Raw genomic sequence first — 24,767 nt, 5'->3', positions numbered from 1 at the left:
GCGGGTCACCGCCTGCGTGCGGCCACTGCGCGCCGGACGCCGTAGGCGGCGGCGCCGAGGGCCAGGACCGCGGCACCCCACACCACCGAGGACACCGGGAGGGCGAAGGCCAGGATGAGGCAGCCGGCCAGCCCGAGGCCGGGAATCACCCTGGCCTTGCGGCTCTTGTCCGGGGTGAGGGTCCAGGCGGAGGCGTTGGCGATGGCGTAGTACGCCAGGACGCCGAAGGAGGAGAACCCGATCGCCCCGCGCACGTCCCCGGTCGCGGCGACCACGGCCACGACCGTGCCCACCACGAGTTCGGCGCGGTGCGGCACCTTGTACTTCGGGTGGACCGCGGCCAGGGCGTGGGGCAGGTGCCGATCGCGGGCCATGGCCAGGGTGGTGCGCGAGACACCGAGGATCAGGGCCAGGAGGGATCCGAGCGCCGCCACCGCCCCACCCGCACGCACAACCGGCACCAGCCAGTCGCTGCCTGCCGCCCGGGCCGCGTCCGACAGGGGTGCGGCTGCTTGCGCCAGACCTTGCGGGCCGAGGACACTCAGCACGGAGACGGCGACGGCTGCGTAGACGACCAGCGTGATGCCGAGCGCGATCGAGATTCCCCGGGGGATGGTGCGCTGCGGGTCGCGGACCTCCTCGCCGAGGGTGGCGATGCGCGCGTACCCGGCGAAGGCGAAGAACAGCAGGCCCGCTGCCTGGAGCACCCCGCCGAAGGTCGCGTCGTCCCCGATGCCGAGCCGGGCGGTGCTCGACGCGGACGACGTGAGCGAGGCGGCCACCACGGCGGCAAGCACAGCCAGGACCACGGCGACGATCACCCGGGTCAGCCACGCGGACTTCTGCACCCCGGCGTAGTTCACCGCGGTCAGTCCCACCACGGCCGCCACCGCGACCGCGTGCGCCTGGCCCGGCCACACGTACGAGCCCACCGTGAGAGCCATGGCCGCGCAGGAAGCGGTCTTGCCCACCACGAAGCCCCACCCGGCGAGGTAGCCCCAGAAGTCGCCGAGCCGCTCGCGGCCGTAGACGTAGGTGCCGCCCGAGGCGGGGTACCGCGCGGCAAGCCGTGCTGAGGAGGTGGCATTGCAGAACGCGACCACGGCCGCCAGGGCCAGGCTGATCAGCAGCGCGGAACCGGCCGCGCGCGCTGCCGGTGCGAGTGAGGCGAAGATCCCCGCCCCGATCATCGCCCCCAGGCCGATCACCACGGCGTCGGACACCCCCAGCCGCCGCTGCAACTCGTCCGGCCCTGCGGCCGTCGATGGCTTGCTCATGGCCTCAACCCTCGGCAACTGAGCCGCGTCTCTCACGGACTCCGATATCGGCTGACGATATCGGAGCCGCAACATCGGCTGACGATGCCGGAGCCACTGCGAACCCCAGGCAGACCGCTGCCGCTTCACGGTGCGCCTCGGCCCGGTGGCGCGTTCCCCATCCTGCCCGGACGAGATCCTCGACCACCACCTGCGGAACTACGCCGTCGAGTTCAGGAACTGCCGTCGCCGCCTCGGCAGCCCACACCTGAGACCCCCGGCCGGGCGCCGGGGCCCGCCCCGGCGCCCGTCGGCACGCCCACGGCACTCGTCGTATCCGGCCGGCACACGTTGACCGCTTGCAGTCGCCCGGATCGACCCCCGGCTCCAACTCGGCGGCCCGCTGCCGACACTCCCGCGCGATCGCTCCATTCGGGGCCATCGCCTCCGCCACCCGGTACGCCTCCATCGCCTCGCGGGCACGCCCGAGGCGGCGCAGCGCGCCCGCGCGGACAGCGGGAATTACGTGATTCCCTGCCAGTTGCGTGTGCGTGCCGAGGAAGTCGACGGCGTCCAACTGCACCTGCGGGCCGTCGCGCATCCCGACTGCGACTGCCCTGTGTCCTGACCCGCCCGAAGATCCAAGCCCTGAGGAAACCGATGGTGTTGCTTGTCCGGGGACGCCACAATGCTGAGGTGAACCCTGACCTGTATCCCGATCTGGCGGCTGCGGGTACCGTGGCGGCCGCTCTGGAACGCGTGGCAGGTGGCAACTGCCCACCTTCCAGCGGGGCTCGGCCCAGCCGTCGCCGGACCTGACGACGCCCAGGGAGCCGGGCCGGTTATCTCGGTTCGGCTGGTGAGCCGGCGGTGGATGAGGGTCGCGGCTGTGCCGACGAAGTCTCGGGAGGAGGCGAGTGAACTGTGGCAGACATGCGACCGGAATCGCAGGCGGGTAAGTATGATCAAGCGATGTCTGACATGACGGAAACCACTCCCGGCTGGCTCACGACGGACGAACTGGACATGGCCAGGGCCCGGATGCCCGTCCTCTACGTCGAGGCGGTTCCTGTGCGCGTGGACGAGAGCGGCGATGTCACCAGCATCGGGCTGCTCCTCCGGATCGGCACCGACGGAACCATGAGCCGCGCCCTCGTCTCCGGCCGAGTCCTGCATCACGAGCGAGTCCGTGACGCCCTGCTGCGCCATCTGGAGAAGGATCTCGGTTCGGTGGCCCTGCCGCGTGTACCTGCCTCGCTTCAGCCCTTCACCGTTGCCGAATACTTCCCCACCCAGGGTGTCACCCCGTTCCACGATCCGCGCCAGCACGCGGTGTCCCTCGCTTACGTCGTGCCGGTGACCGGAGACTGCCGCCCGCGGCAGGACGCACTGGACCTGGTGTGGTTCAGCCCGCAGGAGGCGGCCTCACCGGCTGTGCAGAGCGAAATGCCGGGTGGCCACGGTGTGCTGCTGAAGCAGGCTCTGGCCCACATGGGACACACCTACTGACGGATGCCGAGATGACGGGTGCGCACCCCTGATCCGCCCGCATCGGCAAAGGAGGGCCTGCCTGAGATCCGGAGACGGACCAGGCAGGCCCTCAGCTCGGGCGGCCGTGGCCGCGCACGCGCGACTCCCCTCCCCCGCACCGGCTCCCCCCCGCCCGCACATCGCTCACTTCAGGACGCCTTCCAGTACCGCCCGGCCGAGTCCCGTCCGATGGTGGAGCACCCGCACGCCCTGGCGCTGGGAGAGCAGCAGCCCCGCCTCACGAAGCACGGTGGCGTGCCGACTGGCCGTCGACGGCGCGAGGCACAGCGCCGCGGCGATGTCCATCGTGGTCATCGGCCGGTCCAGCAGCCGGAGGAGTTCGGCGCGGGAGGCGCCGATGAGCTGTGCCACCGGGGCGTCCCCGCGGGAGCGGCTGCGTTCGAGCCAGCCGGGTACGGGCGAGAGGGGGTGGACCAGGACCGGCGGCAGTTCCTCGTCGACGAGGGCGAGCGGGGCGCGTACGCAGAAGAAGGCCGGCACAAGGGTGAGCGTCCTGCCCCGCAGGCTCAGTTCACGCTCGACCGGATACGGGGCGCGCAGCCTCCCCTCTCGGTAGCGCCACCCGGGAAGTTGGTCGTACCCGGTGAGCAGGCCCTCGGCGCCGTGACTCAGGACGGCTTGGGCGCGTACGGTCCGGTCGGCTGCCGCCTGCGCGCGCATCGCGGTGAGGTAGGGCTCGACGGCGACCTGATGGTAGGCGCGCAGGGCCGTTCCCAGGCGGTGCAGCGCTTCGGGGCATCCGTCGGCCAGGGTGCGCAGGCCGGGCGGGACAGGGCCTGTCCTGTGCGCGTGGAGCCGTAGGATCTCGGCGCGGAGGCGGCGTCGAGGTGTGGAGAGCAGCCGGTCGAGCCCGGTCTCCAGGTCCGTGTCCCCGCGGCCGGGCGTGAGGAAGTCCGGGAAGTAGGAGCCGTCCGGGCACAGTCGCGTCAGCGCGCGTGTCACCGGGACGAGGCCGGACCGCCGCAGGGCCGAGACCACCTCCCGGCGCCATGCCCCGAAGGTGAGCGGCGCTTGACGGTTCTGCAGGAGGTGCAGACTCAGCGCGGTCTCCCAGAGCGGGTCCACGCCGGACGCGACGCGTAAACGGGCCAGTTCCTGGCTCGTGAAGTCCACCCGTAGCACGCGCACCCCCGGTGGTCACGGACGCCGGTGGCGCCGTCCAGGGAACTCTACGCGCATCACTGAAATGACGCATGCATGCCAGACAGTCGGTGCAGCCGGGCGCCGGCTCGGCCGCCACGTACGGGAGCCCGGCCGGAACCGTGCGCCGGCCGGACCCCCTACGAGCAACCGCGGTGGCTCAGCAGAGCGGGACGCCTGGCAGCTTCGCGTCCGGATGATCGATGTAGATGTTGCTGATGAAGCCGTTCTGGTCACGCAGCTTGCTCCACCAGTTGTTGCTGTATCCCTCGGCGTTGACGGTGTCGCCCTGCTTCTGGCACAGCACGCGCACAGCCGTCGGACCGGCGAGGGTGGTGACGACGGGCGCGCTGACGCGGGCGTCCGACCGGACGTTCACCCCGCTGCCCCACGTGTTGAAGGGGAGGCCGGCACCGCCGCAGCCGTTGTCGCTCGTCAGATACGCCTGGTTGTAGCTGCCGGGGTAGGAGAGGGCCGCGCCGTTGATGACGATGTTCTGGCCCACCCCGTTGAGCAGTTGCTCGTAGTGGATGTGTGCCCCGGAGGAGTTGCCCGTGCTGCCGGTGACACCGATCTGCTGCCCCTGCGCGACGAACGCGCCGCTGGGGACGGAGTAGGCGGAGAGGTGGAAGTAGTACGTCTTCCAGCCGCCGCCGTGGTCGATGGCCACGTAGTTTCCGGCACCGCTCGGCTGCGAGTAACGGGTCGCCGTGCCGGCCGCAGAGGCGAGCACCGGGGTGCCTGCCGTCGCACCGCCGTCGGAGCGCACGAAGTCCAGTGCCCGGCGCACTTCGGCCGAGTGGTGGCTGTACGTCCAGCGCTGGCCGCAGGGGTAGGGCGCCTTGAACGCGGGTGCGGCCGTCGTACCGGCCTCCCCTGCCTGGGCCGGGGCGACCGACAAGCCGGCGAGGGCCGTCAAGGCGGCGACGAACAGGACTGGAAGGCGTCTGAGGAACCTCACGAATGCTCCTAGGTAGGGTAGGCGGCCCGGACGGAGCCGGGTCGAGGCCCGGTGAGCTGCCGGAAACGTAGCGGGGGCACCTACCGCTGACAAGCGTGCGCCGGGCTCCTTCGAGCAGGGACGAAATGCTTGCGCCTCCCGCGTCAGTGAGGGCGGGCAGCGTGGTCCAGCAGGCGGACGCCCATGGCGCCGTTTGCACCCCCGCAGGCCGCGCAGGTGAGCCGGTGCTGCTGTGCTGGAAGGGCTGACACCTGGGTACTCGCCCGGGCATCCGGTCGCCGGTCCAGTGGAGGGCAGGGCAATGTCGAGCAGTGCGAATGACAGGCATCAGGGCGCGACGGCGGGTGAACGGCCTCGGAGTCTGCGGTTGCCGGGGATCATCCTCGGTGTGGGTCTGGGTGGCTTCGTGGACGGGATCCTGTTGCATCAGCTGCTGCAGTGGCATCACATGCTGACCAGCACCAACGACGACCGGATCGGAGTGAAGTACTACCCGGCGAACACCGTGTCCGGTCTGGAGATGAACACGGTGTGGGACGGGATCTTCCACGCGATCTGCTGGGTGGCGGTACTCGCCGGTTTGGCGATCCTGTACGCGCGGGTGACGCACCGGCGGCGCCGCGTGTGGACGTCCCCGGCGTTGTGGGGCTGGATTTTGGTCGGCTGGGGTCTGTTCAACCTCGTCGAGGGCGTCCTCGACCATCACATCCTGGGGATCCACCACGTCTACGCCGGTGACCAGCAGATCTGGTGGGACCTGGGCTTCCTGCTGCTGGGCGCCATCCTGGCCGCGGTGGGCTGGCTGGTGCAGCACCGGGCGAGGCCCTTCGACCCGGAGAGCGGCGGGCCGGTACGGGTGGCGCGGCAGGCATGACGGACAACCCCGCACATCACCACCAGGAGACCGGCGGTCTGCCACTGGACGTTCTGCCGCCGGCGGTGTTCGTCGGGCTGTTGGCGGGCGCCTACGTGCTGCTGGCGTGGCGCGCGCGCCGGCGCAACCCCCAGGCCGGGTGGAGCCGGTGGCGCACCGGATGGTTCCTGGCCGGGTGTGCGCTGCTGGCGGCCGGGCTGCTGCCCCCTGTCGCGCCGTGGGCGCACGGCGACTTCCGCGGCCACATGCTCCAGCACCTGCTGATCGGCATGTACGCACCGCTGGGGCTGGTGCTGGGAGCACCGGTCACGCTGCTGCTGCGGAACCTGCGCCCTGAGACGGGGCGGCGCCTGATCGGCCTGGTCCGGAGCCGGCCGATGCACGTGCCGGCCCATCCGGTCAGCGCTCTTGTGCTCGGTGTCGGCACGCTGGGGCTGCTGTACTTCACGCCGCTCTACAACACGATGTCGGCGAACACCTGGCTGCACTGGCTGCTGCACGCCCACTTCCTGCTCGCCGGGTGTGTGTTCGCCTACGTCATCGCCGGACCCGACCCGGCCCCGGCCCGGCCGGGTGTGCCGGTGCGGCTGGTGGTGCTGGGCGTGGCCGTGGTCGCGCACGCGGTGATCTCGCAGCTCATGTACGGCGGCTTCGGCATCGACATCCACGCCCCCGTCGACCAGGTCCAGGGCGGCGCTCAGATCATGTACTACGGAGGCGACATCGCCGAGCTGCTCCTGGCCGCCGCCCTGGTGGCGACCTGGCGCCCCCAGCCCGCCGGGCCCCGCGGCGGCGGCGCCGACGGGAGGCGCGGCCCGCGGTGGCGTAAGCCGCGCACGCCTTTCGCTGCCGTCGATGGGACATAACCCCACGAGCAGGACGACCGCCGCGTGCATCCGAACCCCAGCTGTCCTCGATCGGCATCGCGCACGCGGCAGGCACTGGGGAGGGCAGGGTCCAGAAGCGCGGGTGCGGCCGGCGTCCGCACCCGCCCGGCGCAGAACCGCCCTCTGCTGTGGTCCGGGCTCCGCGTGCTGTCGCGCAGAATCCTGCCCGTACGGACTCACCCACTCCCGCGGGCATCCGGGGTGTCCGCTGTCTCGACAGCGCTGGGCCGGGTATACGGGACGACGTGAAAACTCCCCCCGCAACGCTCCCGGCATCGCAGGCGCCGGCCACGCTCAAGAAGTCCCTGACCACCCCGCTGCTCTACTTCTTCATCCTCGGCGACGTCCTCGGTGCGGGGGTGTACGTCCTGGTGGGTCAGGTCGCCGCGAAATCGGGCGGCGCCGTGTGGGCGCCCCTGCTCGCGGCGTTGACTCTGGCCCTGCTGACAGCGGCCTCCTACGCGGAACTGGTCACCAAATATCCGCGCGCGGGCGGTGCCTCGCATTACGCCACCTTGGCCTACGGGCCGTTCGTCGGGTTCTTCGCCGGCTTCTGCATGCTCGCCGCCGGAGTCGTGTCGGTGGCCGCCCTGGCCCGCGGATTCGGCGGCGACTACCTGTCCGAGTTCGTCTCTCTTCCCCTCGTGCTCGTGACGATCGTCTTCCTGGTCGCGCTGGCGCTACTGAACGCCCGAGGGATCAGCGAGTCGACCCGGGCCAATGTCGTCGCCACGATCGTCGAGGTCAGCGGGCTGCTGCTCGTGATCGGACTCGGAGCCTGGATCGTGTTGCGCGGCGACGGCGACGCGGGAAGGCTGACGGAGTTGGGTACCGCGAGCGAGGGGCCCGTAGCAGCCCTCCTGAGCGGAGCGGTGCTCGCCTACTACTCCTTCGTGGGGTTCGAGACCTCCGTCAACGTGGCCGAGGAAACCCGTGACCCCCGCCGCTCATATCCAAGGGCACTGTTCGGCGCTCTCATCACGGCGGGCGCGGTGTACGCCTTGGTCGGAGCCGCAGCCGCGGCGGCCGTGCCGACCGAAAGGCTCGCCGGGTCGAGCGGGCCGCTCCTCGAGGTCGTCCGGGCCGCCGGCGGGGTGCCTACGGAACTCTTCAGTGCCATCGCCCTGGTGGCCGTCGCGAACGGGGCACTGCTGACGGGCATCATGTCCTCACGCCTGGCCTACGGCATGGCGCGGGACGGTCTCCTGCCCAGCTTCCTGACGAAGGTGCTGCCCCGTCGGCGCACCCCCTGGGCCGCGATCGCCGCAACCACCGGCCTCGCGCTGCTCCTGGCGCTGACCGGGGATGTCTCCACACTGGCCTCCACTCTGGTCCTGCTTCTCCTCGTGGTCTTCTTCCTCGTCAACACCGCGCTCCTGGTGCTGCGTCGCGATCCCGCCCCTCGCGAGCACTTCCGGGCACCGACGGCCGTACCCGTACTCGGAGCTGTGTCCTGCGTCGCGCTGGCCACGCGTATCGAGCAGGAGGTCTGGCTGAGAGGGCTCCTCGTACTGGCTGTCGGCGCGGCGCTCGGCGTCATCGCCGCGGCACGGTCACGGCGCGGCCAGGGTTGAACCCGGTCCGGTCTGCGGCGGCCCCTGCGGGCCGGCGGGCGGGAGGAGGGCGCGGGTGACGTCATCAGCGGATCGCCCGGGGCAGGTCCGGTTCACCAGCGGCTGTGATGACCGGGCTCCCGCCGTCGAGCAGTGCGGCCTCGGCGGGCGGGCTCAGCGCCTCGGCAGGCGGTGCAGGACGACCTCGCAGAGGGCCCCGTCCGCCAGCGTGCACGTCATGTACGTGCAGTACGGCTGCCGCCTGCGGTCCGTCGGCGACCCGGGGTTCAGCAGGCGCAGCCCACCCGGAGCCTCGGTGTCCCAGGGGATGTGGCTGTGGCCGAAGACGAGGACGTCCAGGTCCGGGTACAGCTCGGCGCAGCGCGCCTCCCGGCCGCGGGCGGGCCCTGTCTCGTGGACGACGCCCCACCACAGGCCCCCGAGCCGGACGCGGGCCACCTCCGGCAGCCGGGCCCGCAGATCCGGGCCGTCGTTGTTGCCGTACACCCCGATCAGGCGTCGCGCCCGTCCCTCCAGCAGGTCCAGGGTGGCCGCCTCGACCCAGTCCCCGGCGTGGACCACGACGTCCGCCCGTTCCGTCTCGCGCAGCACTTCGTCCGGGAGCCGCCTGGCGCGCAGGGGCACATGGGTGTCCGAAAGCAGCAGCAGCCGTACAGGAGCGTCCTTCGCGATCGTGGCCTCGTCCATCGGCTTGTCCTCGTCCATCGGCTCCTTCTTCTCCTCGTCCTCGCCCGGTCCACCGGCGGGGAGGGCCTTGACCCGGCAAGGGGCCCACACCAGCGTGGCGGCGGAGCAATGACAGCCTGCGGCCTCGCGTCTCCGGCGAAAGCACCACGGCCTGTGACGGCGGGATCTCTCCAGGACTTCAGCCGAGGACCGGCCCCGGCAAAGGCTGGATGAGGCGTCCTGAGACACTGTCCTTCCATGACCAAGCCCTCCGCGACGCGCCGGTTCGTGCGACACTCCACGCTCACACCGCGCTTCTCCAGCGGACCCGCCGACCCGGTGTAGAGATTTCGCGGAGGAAAGCGTGTTTCCATGTTCGGGAGGGGACATCGGACGGCAAGGGGGGCACAGCGTGCCGGTGGCGGGAAGGGGTGCGGCGCACCCTGGGCCGGAGTCGCAGGAGGGGCGTCACTCCAGCGTGGTCTTCTCCGACGACGAGCAGTGGGCGGAGCACCTCTGCGCCTTCGTGCACGACGGGCTGGAAAAGGGCGAGCACGTCCACTACTTCGCGGACACCACTTCCCCGGAACGGGTGCTGCGCGCGCTTGCCGACGCGGGCATCGACGGGGCGGGCGCCGCGGCGCGAGGGCAGTTGTCCGTGTCGGTCGCCGCGCGGACGTACCTGGCCGGTGCCACCTTCGACCCGGACGCGATGATCGGACTGTGGTTCGACACGGCGGAAGCGGCCCGTGCCTCGGGTTACCGAGGAGTGCGGGTGGTCGGAGAGATGTCCTGGGGAGCGAGGGACATCGCCGGCGCCGACAGGCTGCTGGAGTACGAGCTGCGCATACACGAGGAGGTCTTCGCACATCTGCCGCTGACGGCGTGGTGCTTCTACGACCGCCGCCTGATGTCCTCCGAGTACGCGAATGTCCTGGCCGGCGCCCACCTGACGCACAGAGGTGAACCGTACGGCGTACCGGCCCTGCGGGTGGCGCCACTGACAGACCGGCCCGGGCTGCTGATGTCCGGGTCGGCGGGTTACGACACACGGGAAGCGGTCGCCGCCGCGGCGGCCGTCCTCTCAGGCGCGGCCCCCCGGATGGAGCTGGACCTCGCGGCGCTGCGTCACCTCGACGCGGCGTCGCTGGCCACGCTGGCCTACGCCGCGGCCGGGCGGCGGGGTGGCGCGCCGCTCAAGGTCCGGCAGGCCCCTTCGCCCCTGAGGCGACTACTGCAACTGTTCCCGGAGCTCGACTCCGTGGTGGAGGTCGTGGACCGATGACAACGCACGAGCCGACCTCGGCCGTCCCCGGCCGGCAGGCCGCCTTTTACCACCCGGCTCTTTTCTACGGCACCGAGGACGAGTACCTCGACGGTGTCGGGACGTTCGTCCAGGACGCCTTGGAGCAAGAGCATTCCGTGCTGGTGGCCGTGCCCGGCCCGACCCTTCCGCTGCTGCAGGACTTCGTCGAGGGCAACCGCAGTCACGTCACGTGGGTGGACATGCGTCAGGCGGGGCGCAACCCGGGCCGCATCCTGTCGATGCTCCAGGAGTTCGCCGACCGTGCCGCGGCCGCGGGCTCACAGTCCTCGATAGTCGGAGAGCCGATCTGGGTCGGGCGTACGGCGGCGGAGGCGTGGGAGGCGACGCGCCACGAAGCGCTCATCAACCTGGCCTTCACCGGACGCCCGGTCAGCATCCTCTGTCCCTACGACACGGCCTTGCCCGAGGACGTGCTGGCACAGGCTCACCGCACCCACCCGGTGGTCGGAGCCCCGGGGGCGTATCGCGCCAGCTCCCGCTACACGGATCCCCATGAGGTCTCTCGCGACTGCGACACCCCGCTGCCCGAGCCATCGGATGCGGTCGTCATCCCGTTCGGCGAGCAGGCCCTGGCCTTCGTGCGTGACGAGGCCGACCGCTGGGCGGCCGCCGCCGGTCTGCCGCCGGTCCGCCGCACGGACTGGCTCCTCGCCATCGGTGAGGCGACCAGCAACTCGGTGCGTCACGGAGGAGGCCGCGGGACTATGCGCCTGTGGTGTGCCGACGGTGAGCTGGTCGCGGAGATCCGCGACCAGGGGCTTCTGGCCGATCCCCTCACGGGCCGCCGCCGGCCCGACCCTCGGGCGGCCACCGGCGGCCGAGGTGTGTGGATCATGCATCAGGTGTGCGATCTGGTCGAGTTCCGCACGGTGGCGCAGGGGCTCGTCCTGCGTCTCCACATGGGACTGGACTGAGCCGGGGGCGTTCTCCGCGGCGGAGCCCACCCACCCTGGCGCTGTCACGGGCGTTCCGCCAACCGGCGCAGAGCCGCGAGGAGTTCCCGATTGCTCGTACCTTTGAGTACGTACTCGGAGACCCCTGCGCTAGTCATCCGTCCGACCGATCCTTTGTCGTCGTACGCGGAGAACGCCACGATGCGGCTGCCCGGTGAGCACCGCGCCATGTCCCTGGCGACGGAGGGGCCGTCCCCCGGGAAACGGACGTCCAGGACGACGAGGTCCGGGCGATGACGTCCGGCGAGGCGGAGCGCCTCCTCACCGTCGCACGCGGTGGCCACGACCTCCATGTCGGGCTGAGCCCCGATAACCTCGCTCAGGGTCTCCAGGAGCAGCACGTTGTCGTCACAGAGCAGCACGCTGAACGGTGCGCCGGGAGAGCGGTCCGATGCCGCTGCGGTCACGGGGCACCGTCCCTCGGCTCCGAACTCGGAAGCGGCAGCGGGTTGGGCACCCAGAACTCGACGCTCGTCCCCGTTCCGGGGCGGCTGTGCATGGACCACCACCCGCCGGCCGTCTCGGCTCTCTCCCGCATCTCGATGACCCCGAAGTGCTCGCGGGTGCCGTCCATGGACATCGGTTCGCCGGTTCCGTCGTCGACGACGTGGGTCAGGATGCCGCCGTCGCCGGACTTGACGCGGACGTCGACCCTGCTCGCACGCGCGTGTTTGTGCACGTTGAGCAATGCTTCCTGAACGATTCGGAAGATGGTGATGGCCGTCTCGGGCGTGGGCGTACGGTCCAGCTGGTGATCGAACGTATAGGTCATCCCCCAGGAGGAGCGCACGACATCCTCCAGATGGCTGGTGAGCCCTTCGATCAGGCCATGCCTGTCGATCCCGGGCGGATGCAGCCGGAAGGTCAGACTCCGGAGGCGCCCGATCGCTTCACGCACCGTCGTGTCGAGACGCTGAAGTTCCGCGGCGTGGGCCTCCGGCACCCGTTCCGCCAGTAGTTCCAGCCGCATCGCCACGGCGACCATGGCCTGGATTGAGTCGTCGTGGACGTCCCACGCGATACGGCGCCGTTCCGTCTCCTGCGCCTGGACCAGGTGATCGAACAGCCGCCGCCGCTCGCTGAGAGCCTGTTGCGCCGCTCGTCGCTCGGACATGTCGCGGGTGACCTTGCCGAACCCCTGCAGTACGCCTTTCTCGTCCCACAGAGCGGTGATGACCACGTTCGCCCAGAACCGGGAGCCGTCCTGGCGGACGCGCCAGCCCTCGTCCTCCAGCCTCCCGTCGGCCACTGCGGTTTCCAGCTCCCACTGCGGCTTGCCCGACAACTGGTCCTCGGGCGGGTAGAAGACCGAGAAGTGCTGGCCGAGGATGTCCGCGGCCCCGTAACCCTTGATCCGTTCGGCCCCCGCGTTCCAGCTGATGATGTAGCCCTGCGGGTCGAGCATGAAGATGCCGTAGTCCAGCACGCCCTGAACCAGCAGCGTGAAGGCCGTTTCCGACAAGGGAGCAGCCTGCTTGCGCGCCCACTTCTGCGGGCGTGGTTCCCGGGTCACTCGAGGAGCCCTTCACGTCGCGCGATCGTCACGGCTTCCAGTTGGGAGCGCGCCCCCAGCTTCTCCAGTACGCGCTGCACGTGGTTGCGCCCAGTGTTCAGGGCGACCCCCAGCTCCTCACTGATCTCCGCGGTGGTCCGTCCCTCCCCCAGGAGCCCAAGCGCTTCCCGCTCGCGCGGAGTCAGGTTCGCACCGACCCCCGGCGCACGGCCGGTCAGCCGTCCCAGCACGTCACCGAGCACGTCCTGGCTGAACACCGTCTCGCCCGCCGCCACCCTGCGTACGGAATCCTCGAGTTCTCTCAGACCGCGCGCCTTCAGGAGCAGTCCGGCTCCCCCGGTCTCCGCGACGCGGGCGGCCACCGACCCGCTGCCCTCGGCAGCGAGGATCAGCACTCGCACGTCCGGCACGAGGGCGCGCAGGTCGGCGATGGCGTTCACCCCGTCACCGTCCGGCAGGCGCCGGTCCATGAGTACGACATCCGGCTCGCAGCGCCGCGTGTCGGCCAGCGCCGATGCCACCGAAGCCGCACGCGCCACGACCTGAAGGTCGGGCGAGCGCTCAAGGGCGAGACAGATCGCCTCGGCCACCATGTCATGGTCCTCTACCAAGAGGATCCTGACCGGTCGGCGGTGCGGGGACGGTGAGGGCATTGGTGCATCCTTAGCTGGCGGACCGCATGATCATGCCAGAAGGTCCCGGAAGGACGCCTGGGCGGTTGCCTTCTTGGCGGCGGTGGCCTCGTCGGCGGCGGTCGCCGCGAGTTCCGCGTCACAGCGGATCGCGGCCGTCCCCGAAGCGCGAGTCGGCTCCGAGTTCGTGACCGCGTTCCCTCCGGTGAAGACGTGGTCGGCTCCGATGAGGGAGAGCAGTCGTGCCAACTGGCTGCCGACCCCTTCCACGACGAGATCCACACCTGCCCGGAGCACGGCCGCCCGCGCCCTGAGCAATGCGCTCAGTCCGGCGCAGTCACAGAAGGAGACACCGGTCAGATCCAGGCAAAGGCTCACCGGCTGCTCCGCCAGACCGGCCGTTACCGCTTCCCGGACTTGAGGGGCGGTGTCCAGGTCGAGTTCGCCGACGAGAGTCACTCGCGCGACGCCCGAAAGAACCATGACATTCGACGCGAACGGATGGGCGGTCACAGCGAGCCGCACCTTTCCTCGCTCACGTGCTGCGCGTCCCTGCACCGCAAGGTCCCACGAACCCTGCAAGCGGAGAGGCCACCTGTCGTCAGCCGTCGCATCACTACCCCATAGCGCGAGGACACCAGTGTTGACTAGTGAATCCGCACTAGGCGAGGAAGTCAAGCGTGCCACCGGAAGGGGCGGCGACGGTCGGCGTAGCTGCGCGGACGCGCTTTCGAATAGCCCGGTATCTCCCAACGGGCGGACCGCTGTCCTGCACCACCGGGAGGCGGGCATGAATCGGCACGGCACCCGTCCGGGATGCCGGACGGGTGCCGTGGGGCTGAGCGGTCAGTGAGCCCGGACGACTGCGCGGACGCTGTCGATGGACCCGCAGTCGGCTTTCAGGTGCTTCCTGCGGTCGCGGAGAAAGACCTCGCCGAGTTCGGCCCGGCGCTCCTCCGGAACGTTCTCCCGGGCCCCGTTGAGGATCGTGCGCTCCTCCTCGTCGAGGTGGTGCGTGACGGCCGTCGCGAGTTCCTCCAGCTTCTCGTCCCACTCGTCCGAGCCGACCTCTTCCACCTCCATCAGGGCGAGCAACGCCTCGTTGCCCTCGTGGTGCTCCTCTTCTCCGTGCTCGACCGCCTCGCTGTCCACGTTCCGGAAGCGCTTCAGGGCGGGGTAGATCTCGGTCTCCTCCGCCTCCCCGTGGGCGATCAGGAGTGCGGCGAAGTCCCTCAGGGCCGCCTCACGGTCCTCCTCGACACTCCGCATCCGTCGCAGCAAGTCCTCCATGGTGCGATGGTCCTCGAGAATCGCGGCCACCACGTCACGCGCTTCGGACATCACAAGCTCCTCTCCTCGAACAGTGCTCCGCTGGTACCCCCGCGAGGGGCAGGTAAGCGGAGGCGGCGACGCGGGCGCCGACGGCGCCGCGGGAGGGTCGGTCAGGGCGCCGATGAGGGCCTGGGCGTGGTTGCGGCCGCTGCCTCGACCGTGGCGTCGAGCGAGCGGAAGGCGAAGAGGACGGTGCGGGTGCCGCCGCCGCCGGAACGACCCACCCTCGAAACAGTTCGGCCGTGGGCAGGACGGGGATCAGGGTCGGAGGCGATCGTTGAGCACCAAACCGGCAACTGCGCGCTCCCCAAGATCCCTGTCATCATGAGCCTGACACATCGCCCCGCCCTTGAGGAGCCCACCGATCATGCGCATGACCCGTCTCGTCACTTTCGGCATGGCCACCGCGCTCGCCCTCACCGGCGCACTCGTCGCCGGCCCCATGGCCGGCGCCGCAGCCCAGGCCGGCTGCCAGTACAAGGTCGTGTGGCCGACCGCCGGCGTCTACGAGAATCCGAATCCGAACAGTGTCGTCGTCAAGACCAAGCACGCCGGCGACATCGTCGGCGCATCGACGTGCGAGGGCGCGTCCTACAACGAGTACGACTACGTACTGGTCGCCACGGATGCGGCAGCCGACGGACGAGGCTGGATGCGCGCCGAAGCGGTTGTCAGCGTCTGACGGTGGACCAGGGGAGACGCGGGCAGCATCGAAGTCCGGCCCCCGCCATCAGGCTCGGGGCCGGCTGGAGATGAAAAGCAGGCTTCCGATGGTGTCCAGCAGACCGGGCCGATGCATTCGATCACGGGCGACTGGGTCCCGCCCTACGTCGACGAGGCGGTGCAGCGGCTCATGAGCGGGGCACGGCTGGTGGCGAAGGCATGCTCCTGAACCGCAGGACGTACGAGGTCTTCGCCGCCACGTGCCCGTACGCCGATATGAACCACCCCGCCGTGGCCGCGATGAACGCGAAGCCCAAGTACGCGGCTTCCCGCACACTCGGAGATTCGAGGTGGGCGAACTCGGCACGGTGAGGGCAGCCATTCCAGAGATCTCCCAACACGTCTCCCACAGGCACTTGGTCGAGGCCCTGCGAACCGACGCCCGCGTCGCGGAGCCCGCGGAGGCCGGACGGGCACAGGAGTACGCGGACGATCTGGCAGAAGCCGTCCAGGAAGAGAACCCGGCCCGTATCGACCGCGTCCCCGGCCGGGTCAACGCTCTTCTGGCGACTGCGGCATCTGCGTTCTCGCTCACCAGAGGGCTCTTGCCGCCCGGCAGCCCTTGAGCAGGACATCGGCGGGTGTGGGGGCGAGGACGACGCCGATACCGATACGTACCGGGCAACCTTGCACCTCACGGTGATGTCAGGATGACTGGTACACGAACCGGCTGGGCGTCATCGAGCGGGACCAAGAATGCGCAGCCTGGGAGTTCATGTGGTCGACAATGAGCGCATGGACGTCCCTGAGCTGCTCGAATCAGTCCTTCTGCTGGTTCCGGAGGAGGCAGCCACCGAGAACGACATCACGGTGCGAGACATCTGGGACCACCTCGTCCACGACGAGTGGGAGATCGCCGTGGGGCTGCTGGAGGAGCTCGGGGACGGCGGCCCGCTCCCCCTCTCATTCTGGGAGGAACTCGCCGACGCGGCTGAGCAGCTCCGGCTCGAACGGAGCGCGGCATGGTGTCACTGGCGGTGCTCCGAGCTCCGCAACGGCGTCATCCGGGCGGATCTGACGCTCTGTCCTGCCGCTGAGGCGCGACGTACGACGGCAATCTCCGGCGCGGGCGCTCTGCGGCCCATGTGGGACATCGGGCACCTCTCCCCCACCGGTGGACCTGCGGTCAGCATCGCCGCGCTCTGGGTCGAGAACATGCCCGCTCTGGAGCCCGGCGGGCGAGCCGCGGTTCGCCTGGTGCCCCTCACTCCCTCCCACTGGACGCATGTCCGCCCCGGCCAGCAGATCACCATGCACGAGGACCGAACCGTGGCCGGCACCGCAGTGATCCTGGAGGTTCACGGCCCTGCCACCATCGTGTCGGCGCCATGACGTGCACAGCTCGCCGCTTCCTTCCTGAGCGTGTATCCCCTTACCGGGTCGCGCACTTGCAGGAGAGTGCCGCCATCAGCAGGAAGGAAGGCCGACCATGATCCTCCCGACGGTCAGAGACCCTCGCTTCGTGACGATCCGCCGCGGTGGGACCCTCACCGATTCGGACCACCACCTCCTCGCCCTCTGGGCGGCAGTTTGCGCGGAGCACGTCCTCGGCCTTTTCGAGTCGGCTCAACCCGAGGACCCGCGGCCGCGCCAGGCGATCGAGCATGCGCGTGCATGGGTGCGTGGCGAGGTGAAGATGATGCAGGCCCGCGCGGCGGGCGGTCACGCAATGGGCGCGGCCCGAGATCTGCGTGGCGCGCCACGGCATGCGGCGTACGCCGCCGGACAGGCCGGGGCTGTCGCCCATGTCGCCGCACACGAGCTCGGTGCGGCGGCCTATGCGATCAAGGCCGCACGCGCTGCCGCGTCGCAGGGCGAGAGCGAGGCCGCGGGACGACTCGAGTGCCAGTGGCAGCGTGACCAGCTCCCGGAGGCGATTCGCGAGCTCGTGCTTGACGACCAGCGCTTGCGGAACGACATCTGCTGGTCGGTGTTCGACTGCTGACGCGCCGGACCGCGGCGTACGGGCCCGCCGGTGAGACGTCGTGGGCCCGGAGGCTCGCCCCTGCGAGGGAGCGACCGGAACCGGGTGGGCGCGTGCCTGGGCCGGGACGCGACGCGGTTGCCGCCTACGAGTTCAGTGCCTCGTCGAAGCGGGCGTACGCCTCCTCGTCGAAGAGCACGAACCGGACCTCGGTGACCGGGGGGAGCGCGGCCTTGCGGACCGTGCGCACAGCGATCCGCGCTCCGTCGTCGAGAGGCCATCCGTAGATGCCCGTCGAGATCGCCGGGAAAGCAACCGTCCGGGCTCCCAGCTCCGACGCCACCCGCAACGACTCCCGGTAGCAGGAGGCCAGCAAATCGGAACGGTCCTCCGTACGCGACCAGACCGGGCCCACAGTGTGGACGACGTGTTCCGCGTGCAGCCGACCGGCCGTCGTCGCCACCGCCTGCCCGGTCGGCAGGCCTTTACCGTAGTGCGAGGCTCTCAGTTCTCGGCAGGCCGCGAGGATTTCCGGTCCGCCACGCCGGTGGATCGCGCCGTCCACGCCGCCACCGCCCAGGAGCGAGGAATTGGCCGCGTTGACCAGGACGTCAGCGTGCTGCTCGGTGATGTCCCCGCGCACGAGAGTGATCGTCAGTGGTGTCGTCATGGGACCATCCTGCCTCCCCCGGCCGCCCGGCAACGGCATGTGCGGGCCAGGGGCGGGCCACCAGCCGGTGCCGACCAACGGCGCCCGCCCCCTGCCGCCCGAGACCGTCGTCGCCTTGGCGTCAACGCCGCTGATCACAAACCCAATTGTGGACACGCACCCGGCCCCACCCCGGCCGGGCAGGTCGGTCCAGGTCAGGTGAGGCCGAGTCCGGGGCGGCGGGGGCGGGGGCGGACCGGGTCCGCGTGGATCCGGTCAGCCGATCGCGCGCAGCAGCAGCCGCACCATTCCTATGATTCCTCGCCCGATCCACCCGAGCAGCCCCGTCTCCACCGCCAGCTCGGCGGCGTCCGCGGCCGTCTCCGGGCGGTCCGACCGGGCGCGGCACCGGGAGCAGGAACCGGGCCAACGGCGCTTTGACGCACCGCACTTCTTACACATCACCATGATCCCATTCTCTCCTGGCCGCCCAACGCCCTGCACCCGCAGCTATGCCCGCCGGCGCACCTTCCGCGTCGGTACTCAGCCACGGCTGCTCCGCGACCTCCCGCCCGTCGTGGGAGCCGTCGCCGGCCGACGCCGCGAGTCCGGAAGACCTGTTCCAGAGACAGTGGCAGAACCGCAGGACCCTGCTCGACGACTTCAAGCCCTACCTGCCCGGCCGAAGGGCTGAGGGCTGAGGGCTGAGGGCTGAGGGCTGCGCGAACGCCTGGACCCGGCGGGAAGAGATCAAGACTCACGGATACACCGGCGGCTACGGAGTCGTCCGTGCCCACCTCCAGCCGTTCCGCACATCCCCGACCGTACCCGCGGCCCGTCCGGCGTCCTCACGCATGGTCACCGGCTGGATCCTGACGCACCCCGGCACCCTGCCGGAGCAGCGAGCGCCTGAAACTCAAATCCGTTCTCGATTGCCGCCCTGCACTCAATGCCCTCACCAGGTACGTCCGCGTGTACGGGAAGATGCTCGCCCAGCTTCAGGGTGACCAGCTCCCGCAATGGATCACGGCGGTCCGCTCTGACGACCTGCCCAGCCTCCACACCTTCGTCAACAGCCTCGAACGGGATCTCGCGGCTGTCACCGCCGGCCTGGCACTGCCCTGCCGCTCCGGCATCGTCGAAGGCCACGTCAACAGGATCAAATGATCAGACGCCAGATGTACGGCCGGGCCGGGGTCGCCTCATTGCGGAAACGAGTCCTGCCGGCATCCTGACGGGCCGTCACGAGCTCTGCTGGAGCCGCTCCGCACCCTGCGCAGGGGTGTCGTAGTAGCCGGGCCGTGCAAGCAGGACCGAGCTGAAGTAGTAGCCCTGTTGTTCTTCCGGCTCATCGTCCGCTGCGAACGGACGCCAGAAGCTCAACAGCAAGTCCGGGGCGATGAATGAAGCATCGTCGTCAGGATCTTCGTCGATCGAGGTGAACTCCCCGACGCGCCGGACAACCTCGCGAGCTGGAAGCCCGAACACGTCCACACTCCGGAACAGGACTCGGTCCGTCTGGGACGACGGCCTTCCCAACTCGGTGGCTTCAAGCATCTCGCGCACGCAGTGGATGCTGATCATCAGCCCACTGGGACGGAAGATGTGCTGCCCCGGCCGATCAGACTCCGAGATCGCAGAGAGATCGCGGAGCGAGTCCAGCGCCGTACTGGCCGCGTGTCGAGTCATACCGATCCGCAACGGGCCAACGCCGGTCGGTGGGGCGAGGTCGAAGTCCATACCGGCATGATCTCAACCGGACCCGTCAAGGAGCCACGAGGGGCCATCCAGTCCCGCAGGCTACAGAGCGTGAGATCCACAGAAGTTGGACCAGAACCCGAAATGCGACAACACCAAGGGGCGGTCGGGTCGGGATCCGGGCCCTGACGTACCTTCGGGCCTATGATGCAGGCCCTGAAAACCCGGCTGGTGGCCCTGTGAGTGGCTGGTGGGTCTTCCTGGAGGAACAGACCTGCCGGGAGGTGGACGCCGCCGTGCTGCGGGATCGTCGGTTGCCCGCGGTCAGGTCCGTCTGGGAGGCATTGCGTCCGCTGGGGGTAGGCCTGCACGAGGCCGAGCGGGTGGTCCACGCGCGATACCAGGCCCTCGGCGAACGGGTGCAGCGCACACCGCCGGATCCGCTCGACCTTCCGTCCCTCGCAGCGCGCGCCGCAGCCCTCCCGGGCCGTGTGGCGGCGGTGGAGGCGTTTTGGGACGGCGATACCGTGCACGACTGGTTCGTGCTCCTGGTCGCGGTCCTGGATTCCCCAGACGGGGAGTGCCACCTGGCGACCGTCTACCACCGCCCGGACGGCTCTCCGCCCGGCGTGGCCGCCGCCAAGGCAGGCCGGGCACTGGCCGGCCATCTTGGCGTGCCGTTTCACTTCGCTTCGCCGGATGTCCCGGACGACGAGGCACCACGCTGGCGAACGGTCCGGCGGCTGGCGGAAGGGCCGTGACCGCGGAGCAACGGGCCAATCACCGTGGCTCAACGAGGGCGGAATTTCCGATGCCTCGCGTTCTCAGGTTCTGGCACAACTTCTGTGATGTCAGCGGTCACGCCGTTCCGCGGACGAGGTCGCGTCCGGCGTCGCGCAGGTCAGGCCGGTGGAGCGGCCTCCTGGAGGAGGCACTCGCTCTACGCACCTCCGCTTCGGCCGAGGCCGAAGGAGCGGAGGGCAATTCGCGCGTGGCTGTCGGGACCGGTCATCGGGCCGGGCAACCTGCGGCACGCAGACGAGCGATGCCCGCGTCGAGGGCGGCCTCCAGGTGGGTGGAAGCACCGGTGATCATGAGGATCAGCACGCCACCCTGGATACCGGCCAGCAGCGCCGCTGCCTCACGGTCGGCGTCCAGTCCAGGGGTGGTACCGCCCTCCGCCTGCAGGTGACGGATTCCCTCGGCAAGGTGCCGCTGCCACCGGTCGAGCAGTTCGCGGGCGACGGCCTCGGTGCCCTCCGTAGCCCCGCCGATCTGGGCGAGAGCGGTGTGCAGAGGGCAGTCGCTGCCTTGGGTGCGGTAGCGCGCGAGGACCTTCTCGCGCCACCGCTCCCAGGCTTCCCAGGACGTGAGGGAGCCGAGCTCCGGCTGCTGGTCCTCGATCACTCGGTCCGCTTCGTGCCGGGCCACGGCCAGCAGCAGGTCGTCCTTTCCACCGGGGAAGTAGTGGAAGAGCTGGCTCTTGCTGGTCGCCGTGCGGGCCATGACGTCCTCAAGCCTCACCGCGAACACTCCCTGTTCGCGAATGTGCTCGGCGGCGCCCTCGACAATGCGACGCCTGGTTGCGGCGCCCTTGCGGGTCAACGGCACGGGTCCTCCTGGTGCGGGGTCGTAGGTGACCCGTCAAGGGTCGCTGCGGTGGGCGGGGCAGTCAGGGCAACAGCAGCAGTTTCCCTGTGGTGCGGCGCGATTCGAGGTCGGTGTGGGCGCGGGCCGCGTCGGCGAGCGGGTAGCGGCCGGTGACCAGCGGGGTGAGCCGCCCGTCCATGAGCAGGTCGAACACCTCGCCGGTCCGTCGCACCAGCGCATCACGGGTGGGGACGTGGTGATGTACGACGGGATAGGTCAGCAGGATGCTTTTGGGCAGATCCGTAGGCCTCAGGGTCGGGACACCCATGAAAGGGCCGTAATAGGCGTGCACGCCGTGCGGGCGCAGGGCGAGCTGGGAGGAGACGAAGGTGTCCGCACCGCCACCGTCGTAGACCACGTCGGCGCCGCGCCCCCCGGTCAGCTCCCGGATCCGCTTCTCGAAGCCGCCACCGGTGTGGACCAGGACGTGGTCGGTGCCGGCCTCCTTCGCGACGGCCGCCTTGTCCTGACGGGAGACCAGCCCGATGACGTTTCCGCCGCGTGCCTTGATCATCTGGGTGAGCAGCCGGCCGACGCCGCCCGCCGCGGCGTGCACCACGGCCGTGTCACCCGGACCGGCCGGATAGGTCTCGGTGCTCAGGTGGCTGGCGGTCAAGCCCTGCATCATCACTGCGGCGGCCGTCTCGTCGTCGATGGCATCGGGCACCCTGACCAGCGAGTGAGCCGGGACGGCGAGCAACTCGGCGTAGCTGCCGGGATGGTAGAACCAGGCCACCCGGTCACCGACGGCGAAGTCGCGAACCTCTTCGCCGAGACCGGCGACATATCCCATGCCTTCGACGCCGAGGACCGCCGGGGCTGCCCAGCCGCCGCCCCCTTCGGCGCGGGCGCCGACATCCATGTAATTCACGCCGGCGGCGCCCAGGCGCACCAGCACTTCGCCAGGCCCGGGAGTCGGATCGGGCAGTTCGGTCCAGCGCATGACGTCAGGGCCGCCGTGCTCCTCGATACGGATCGCATGCATGAGCGCACCTTCCTGTACGGGCTCGCAGCCCAGGGGAAACACTCAGCACGTTAAGCAGCCAAAAATGGACCAGCAAGTCCAAACTCCGCTGCGGCGAGCAGCGACCACTCCTGCGACGCCGGGCGAGGGGCGGGTGGCGGGCAGTGACCTGGGCCATCGAAACGGCCCAGGCTTCGTGGGCGGGGCTACGGCAGAGAGCGGCGGCTCGTCGGTCCAGGTGCCGCAGGATCGCGGACTGAGCCGTGGCCTGGTCGGGATCGGAGAGTCACCGCGGATCAGCTCGGCCGCGTCAGCGTCGGTGACTGTATGACACAGCCGGGCGGGAGAGGTCCCTCGCCCGCGTAGGTGTCGCCCCGTGTCGGCGGCGGTGCGTCGTCCTCGGTAAGTGTCAGGCTGGGCCAGGGCATCGCGAGGGTGGCGTCGTCCAGGGTGATACCGAGGTGGTCGAGAACGAGCCACCACGGGCGCCATCCCGGCGTCTCCGCCCTCGTGCGCCACGAGCACCGCTTGCACTTGGTCCCACCAAGGGCCGAAGGGTTCGGACCGGGTGTACTCCATGCCTGGCTCGAAGTACTCGACGCACTCGCCGTCGCGCCAGTACTGGAAGACGTCGATCCCCTCGGTCGTCGCCACGCTGTACGTCTCGGTGCCCCGGGACAACTCCGCGAGCGATTCCTCCCCGAAGCCGAGGCCCCCTTCCTCCTCGACGCAGAAGGCCCATTCACCGATCCGCCCGGCTCTCAGCAACGCGGCTGTCCCGTCGCGGGGATCACCGGCGGGCAGATCCGAGGCCGCCGCCTCCCAGTCGAGCACCGCCGCCTCGGACGGATCGGCCCCGTACCGGGCGAAGACCTCCTCGGCGCTCAGGCCGCGGGTGAAGGTGACGCACATCCAGGCCACCGCCCAGCGGAGCGAGTCCATGGCCGCGCCTTCCGTCATGTCCTGCCGCCGTCCTTCTCGTCGGGTATGCCGCACTGTCCCGGCCGTGCACGCAGAGGGCAGTGGGCAGAGCGCAGCAGGCCAGGCTCATGCTGCCTGATGGGACGGGGCAGTGGCAGCAGCATCAGCCTTCGGCGCAGTTCGAAGCGACCGTCGCTCTGAGCGGTCCCGTCGCCGGGCACCGCCAGGACCACCCGCGAAGGGACCGCGTGGACCGGGTGGGGCGTCACCTACGGCAGGACAGGCGGCACGGCGTCGCGGTCCCGCAAGTGGCGGCGGGCTTCTGGGATGCCCCGCGCGGACATGAGTGGCGCCGCGGTGGAAACCCGCTGGGTATGGCAGACACACCGAAGCCGGGACGACCCGGCAGCGATCGCAATTCCGGCGCCACCGAGCCGGCTACCGGAGTGGGCCCCGATGAGCAGGTCGAGGAGCGGGCACCGGACCAGCCGACCGCGCTGCCCCGGCGGTCCTGGACCGCAGTGCTGCGCGGCACGCTGAAGGAGTTCAAGGACGACGAACTCCCGGACCGGGCCGCCACGCTGACCTACTACGGGGTGCTGGCGCTGTTCCCCGCCCTGCTGGTTCTGGTCTCGCTGCTGGGCATCGCCGGCGAGTCGGCCACCAAGCAGGTCCTGCGGAACTTGCGGAAGCTGACGCCCAGCTCCGCCCGGGACGTGATCAGTGACGCGGTGGAGCAGCTCCAGGGCAACTCGGGCGTCGGGTCGTTCATGGCGCTCGCGGGTCTGGCCGTCGCGGTGTGGTCGGCTTCCGGGTACGTCGCAGCCTTCATCCGCATCTCGAACGTCGTCTACGAGATGCCCGAGGGCCGGCCGGTGTGGAAGATCCTGCCGCTGCGCTTGGCCCTGACCGTGACGCTGATGGTCCTGGCGTGTGCCAGCGCACTCATCGTGGTCTTCTCGGGCGGCCTGGCACAACAGGCGGGCACCGTTCTGGGGGTCGGGGACGCCGCCCTGACCCTGTGGTCGATCGCGAAGTGGCCGGTTCTCGTCCTCCTGGTCACCGTCATGATCGCGGTCCTCTACTGGGCCGCTCCGAACGCCAAGGGCCGCGGGTTCAGGTGGGTGACCCCGGGCAGCTTCCTGGCCCTGGTGATCTGGATGCTCGCCTCGGCCGGTTTCGCCTTCTACGTCGCCAACTTCGCCGCATACAACAAGACGTACGGCACCCTCGCCGGCGTGATCGTCTTTCTGGTGTGGCTCTGGATCACCAACCTGGCGATCCTCCTGGGCCTGGAGTTCGATGCGGAGATGGTGCGGCAGCGCGCGATCGCGGGCGGATTGCCCGAGGACGAGGAGCCGTACGTGGAGCCCCGCGACACCCGCGCCTGGAGCGTCGGCGACCGTCGCCGCATGAAGCAGTGAGCGGCTTCTCGCCGTGGGACGGATGCGGACGCGGTTGCCGGGTAGCCGGGCGACAACGGCGTACACATCCCGATGAAGGTTCCTCGCCGCGGCCGACTGCCACGTGAGGAGTCCGCCCCTGACGATTCGGACCGATTGAGGAAGGCAA

28 protein-coding genes are annotated in these 24,767 nt (G+C 70.1%); 13 read left to right on the top strand and 15 right to left on the bottom strand.

Features of this window, described 5'->3' with window-relative positions:
* Positions 1-5 precede the first annotated feature (5 nt).
* Entirely contained in the window at positions 6-1,277 is a 1,272-nt protein-coding gene (locus ABZY45_RS13070) for an APC family permease (protein WP_356739236.1), read from the bottom strand.
* Between the two features lie 951 nt (positions 1,278-2,228).
* On the opposite strand from ABZY45_RS13070, the gene ABZY45_RS13065 reads away from it, so the two are divergent.
* Complete coding sequence (locus ABZY45_RS13065) at positions 2,229-2,765, top strand: NUDIX hydrolase family protein (protein ID WP_356739234.1); 537 nt, start codon at positions 2,229-2,231, stop codon at positions 2,763-2,765.
* Positions 2,766-2,930: 165 nt separating this feature from the next.
* Here the strand turns inward: ABZY45_RS13065 and ABZY45_RS13060 are convergent, their stop codons facing one another.
* Positions 2,931-3,920 carry a helix-turn-helix domain-containing protein gene (locus tag ABZY45_RS13060; protein WP_356739232.1) on the bottom strand — a complete coding sequence of 330 codons (990 nt, stop codon included), beginning with the start codon at positions 3,918-3,920 and terminating at the stop codon, positions 2,931-2,933.
* Between the two features lie 187 nt (positions 3,921-4,107).
* Positions 4,108-4,908: a M23 family metallopeptidase gene (locus ABZY45_RS13055; RefSeq protein WP_356739230.1), complete on the bottom strand. Its 801-nt coding sequence runs from the start codon at positions 4,906-4,908 to the stop codon at positions 4,108-4,110.
* A gap of 301 nt (positions 4,909-5,209) precedes the next feature.
* Here ABZY45_RS13055 and ABZY45_RS13050 point away from each other — a divergent pair, with 301 nt between their 5' ends.
* The 3 genes from ABZY45_RS13050 to ABZY45_RS13040 all read left to right on the top strand — a co-directional run bounded on the left by ABZY45_RS13050 (position 5,210) and on the right by ABZY45_RS13040 (position 8,243).
* Positions 5,210-5,782, top strand: coding sequence for a DUF2243 domain-containing protein (locus ABZY45_RS13050; RefSeq protein WP_356739228.1), 573 nt, complete (start codon positions 5,210-5,212; stop codon positions 5,780-5,782).
* Positions 5,779-6,648: a cytochrome c oxidase assembly protein gene (locus tag ABZY45_RS13045; RefSeq protein WP_356739226.1), complete on the top strand. Its 870-nt coding sequence runs from the start codon at positions 5,779-5,781 to the stop codon at positions 6,646-6,648. The genes ABZY45_RS13050 and ABZY45_RS13045 overlap by 4 nt, the downstream gene beginning before the upstream one ends.
* Positions 6,649-6,914: 266 nt before the next feature.
* A complete protein-coding gene (locus tag ABZY45_RS13040; protein WP_356739224.1) occupies positions 6,915-8,243 on the top strand; it encodes an APC family permease in 1,329 nt (442 codons plus the stop codon).
* A gap of 153 nt (positions 8,244-8,396) precedes the next feature.
* On the opposite strand, the gene ABZY45_RS13035 is transcribed toward ABZY45_RS13040, so the two are convergent.
* Positions 8,397-8,948 (bottom strand): metallophosphoesterase, encoded by a 552-nt coding sequence (locus ABZY45_RS13035; protein WP_356739222.1) that lies wholly within the window; start codon positions 8,946-8,948, stop codon positions 8,397-8,399.
* 373 nt (positions 8,949-9,321) lie between these two features.
* On the opposite strand from ABZY45_RS13035, the gene ABZY45_RS13030 reads away from it, so the two are divergent.
* Both ABZY45_RS13030 and ABZY45_RS13025 read left to right on the top strand, forming a co-directional pair.
* Positions 9,322-10,194 (top strand): MEDS domain-containing protein, encoded by an 873-nt coding sequence (locus ABZY45_RS13030; protein ID WP_356739220.1) that lies wholly within the window; start codon positions 9,322-9,324, stop codon positions 10,192-10,194.
* A complete protein-coding gene (locus ABZY45_RS13025) occupies positions 10,191-11,150 on the top strand; it encodes a sensor histidine kinase (protein WP_356739218.1) in 960 nt (319 codons plus the stop codon). The genes ABZY45_RS13030 and ABZY45_RS13025 overlap by 4 nt, the downstream gene beginning before the upstream one ends.
* Before the next feature lie 44 nt (positions 11,151-11,194).
* On the opposite strand, the gene ABZY45_RS13020 is transcribed toward ABZY45_RS13025, so the two are convergent.
* The 5 genes from ABZY45_RS13020 to ABZY45_RS13000 form a co-directional block, all read right to left on the bottom strand.
* On the bottom strand, positions 11,195-11,596 hold the full coding sequence (locus ABZY45_RS13020; RefSeq protein WP_356739216.1) for a response regulator transcription factor: 402 nt from the start codon (positions 11,594-11,596) through the stop codon (positions 11,195-11,197).
* Positions 11,593-12,651, bottom strand: coding sequence for a PAS domain S-box protein (locus ABZY45_RS13015; RefSeq protein WP_356739214.1), 1,059 nt, complete (start codon positions 12,649-12,651; stop codon positions 11,593-11,595). The genes ABZY45_RS13020 and ABZY45_RS13015 overlap by 4 nt, the downstream gene beginning before the upstream one ends.
* A 47-nt stretch (positions 12,652-12,698) precedes the next feature.
* Positions 12,699-13,355: a response regulator transcription factor gene (locus tag ABZY45_RS13010; protein ID WP_356739212.1), complete on the bottom strand. Its 657-nt coding sequence runs from the start codon at positions 13,353-13,355 to the stop codon at positions 12,699-12,701.
* A 30-nt stretch (positions 13,356-13,385) separates the two neighbouring features.
* Positions 13,386-13,847, bottom strand: a complete 462-nt coding sequence (locus tag ABZY45_RS13005; RefSeq protein ID WP_356739210.1) for an STAS domain-containing protein — start codon at positions 13,845-13,847, stop codon at positions 13,386-13,388.
* Positions 13,848-14,180: 333 nt separating this feature from the next.
* Entirely contained in the window at positions 14,181-14,675 is a 495-nt protein-coding gene (locus ABZY45_RS13000; RefSeq protein WP_356739208.1) for a hemerythrin domain-containing protein, read from the bottom strand.
* Positions 14,676-15,033: 358 nt separating this feature from the next.
* Between ABZY45_RS13000 and ABZY45_RS12995 the strand changes: the two genes are divergently transcribed.
* The 4 genes from ABZY45_RS12995 (at position 15,034) to ABZY45_RS12980 (ending at position 17,334) form a co-directional block, all read left to right on the top strand.
* Entirely contained in the window at positions 15,034-15,348 is a 315-nt protein-coding gene (locus ABZY45_RS12995) for a glycosyltransferase (RefSeq protein WP_356739206.1), read from the top strand.
* A 331-nt stretch (positions 15,349-15,679) separates the two neighbouring features.
* Positions 15,680-15,955, top strand: coding sequence for a hypothetical protein (locus tag ABZY45_RS12990; protein ID WP_356739204.1), 276 nt, complete (start codon positions 15,680-15,682; stop codon positions 15,953-15,955).
* A gap of 169 nt (positions 15,956-16,124) precedes the next feature.
* Entirely contained in the window at positions 16,125-16,721 is a 597-nt protein-coding gene (locus tag ABZY45_RS12985) for a hypothetical protein (protein WP_356739202.1), read from the top strand.
* A gap of 97 nt (positions 16,722-16,818) precedes the next feature.
* Positions 16,819-17,334 carry a putative immunity protein gene (locus ABZY45_RS12980; RefSeq protein WP_356739200.1) on the top strand — a complete coding sequence of 172 codons (516 nt, stop codon included), beginning with the start codon at positions 16,819-16,821 and terminating at the stop codon, positions 17,332-17,334.
* 124 nt (positions 17,335-17,458) lie between these two features.
* Here ABZY45_RS12980 and ABZY45_RS12975 read toward each other — a convergent pair whose 3' ends face one another.
* Complete coding sequence (locus ABZY45_RS12975) at positions 17,459-17,983, bottom strand: O-acetyl-ADP-ribose deacetylase (protein ID WP_356739199.1); 525 nt, start codon at positions 17,981-17,983, stop codon at positions 17,459-17,461.
* Between the two features lie 255 nt (positions 17,984-18,238).
* Positions 18,239-18,430 (bottom strand): hypothetical protein, encoded by a 192-nt coding sequence (locus ABZY45_RS12970; protein ID WP_356739197.1) that lies wholly within the window; start codon positions 18,428-18,430, stop codon positions 18,239-18,241.
* Positions 18,431-18,934: 504 nt separating this feature from the next.
* Here ABZY45_RS12970 and ABZY45_RS12965 point away from each other — a divergent pair.
* Positions 18,935-19,129: a hypothetical protein gene (locus ABZY45_RS12965; RefSeq protein WP_356739195.1), complete on the top strand. Its 195-nt coding sequence runs from the start codon at positions 18,935-18,937 to the stop codon at positions 19,127-19,129.
* Between the two features lie 75 nt (positions 19,130-19,204).
* Here ABZY45_RS12965 and ABZY45_RS12960 read toward each other — a convergent pair whose 3' ends face one another.
* Complete coding sequence (locus ABZY45_RS12960; protein WP_356739193.1) at positions 19,205-19,702, bottom strand: hypothetical protein; 498 nt, start codon at positions 19,700-19,702, stop codon at positions 19,205-19,207.
* Between the two features lie 197 nt (positions 19,703-19,899).
* On the opposite strand from ABZY45_RS12960, the gene ABZY45_RS12955 reads away from it, so the two are divergent.
* On the top strand, positions 19,900-20,421 hold the full coding sequence (locus ABZY45_RS12955) for a hypothetical protein (protein ID WP_356739191.1): 522 nt from the start codon (positions 19,900-19,902) through the stop codon (positions 20,419-20,421).
* A gap of 247 nt (positions 20,422-20,668) precedes the next feature.
* On the opposite strand, the gene ABZY45_RS12950 is transcribed toward ABZY45_RS12955, so the two are convergent.
* From ABZY45_RS12950 to ABZY45_RS12940, 3 genes are all read right to left on the bottom strand, one after another.
* Positions 20,669-21,271 (bottom strand): TetR/AcrR family transcriptional regulator, encoded by a 603-nt coding sequence (locus ABZY45_RS12950; protein ID WP_356739189.1) that lies wholly within the window; start codon positions 21,269-21,271, stop codon positions 20,669-20,671.
* 61 nt (positions 21,272-21,332) lie between these two features.
* Positions 21,333-22,295, bottom strand: a complete 963-nt coding sequence (locus ABZY45_RS12945) for a quinone oxidoreductase (protein ID WP_356739187.1) — start codon at positions 22,293-22,295, stop codon at positions 21,333-21,335.
* 42 nt (positions 22,296-22,337) lie between these two features.
* Complete coding sequence (locus tag ABZY45_RS12940; RefSeq protein WP_356739685.1) at positions 22,338-23,186, bottom strand: DUF6461 domain-containing protein; 849 nt, start codon at positions 23,184-23,186, stop codon at positions 22,338-22,340.
* A 383-nt stretch (positions 23,187-23,569) separates the two neighbouring features.
* On the opposite strand from ABZY45_RS12940, the gene ABZY45_RS12935 reads away from it, so the two are divergent.
* Positions 23,570-24,619, top strand: a complete 1,050-nt coding sequence (locus ABZY45_RS12935; protein ID WP_356739185.1) for a YihY/virulence factor BrkB family protein — start codon at positions 23,570-23,572, stop codon at positions 24,617-24,619.
* The last annotated feature ends 148 nt before the right edge of the window (positions 24,620-24,767 follow it).

The organism is Streptomyces sp. NPDC006516 (assembly GCF_040611875.1).
Classification (GTDB): Bacteria; Actinomycetota; Actinomycetes; order Streptomycetales; family Streptomycetaceae; genus Streptomyces.
This window is presented reverse-complemented; position numbering and strand designations above follow the sequence as displayed.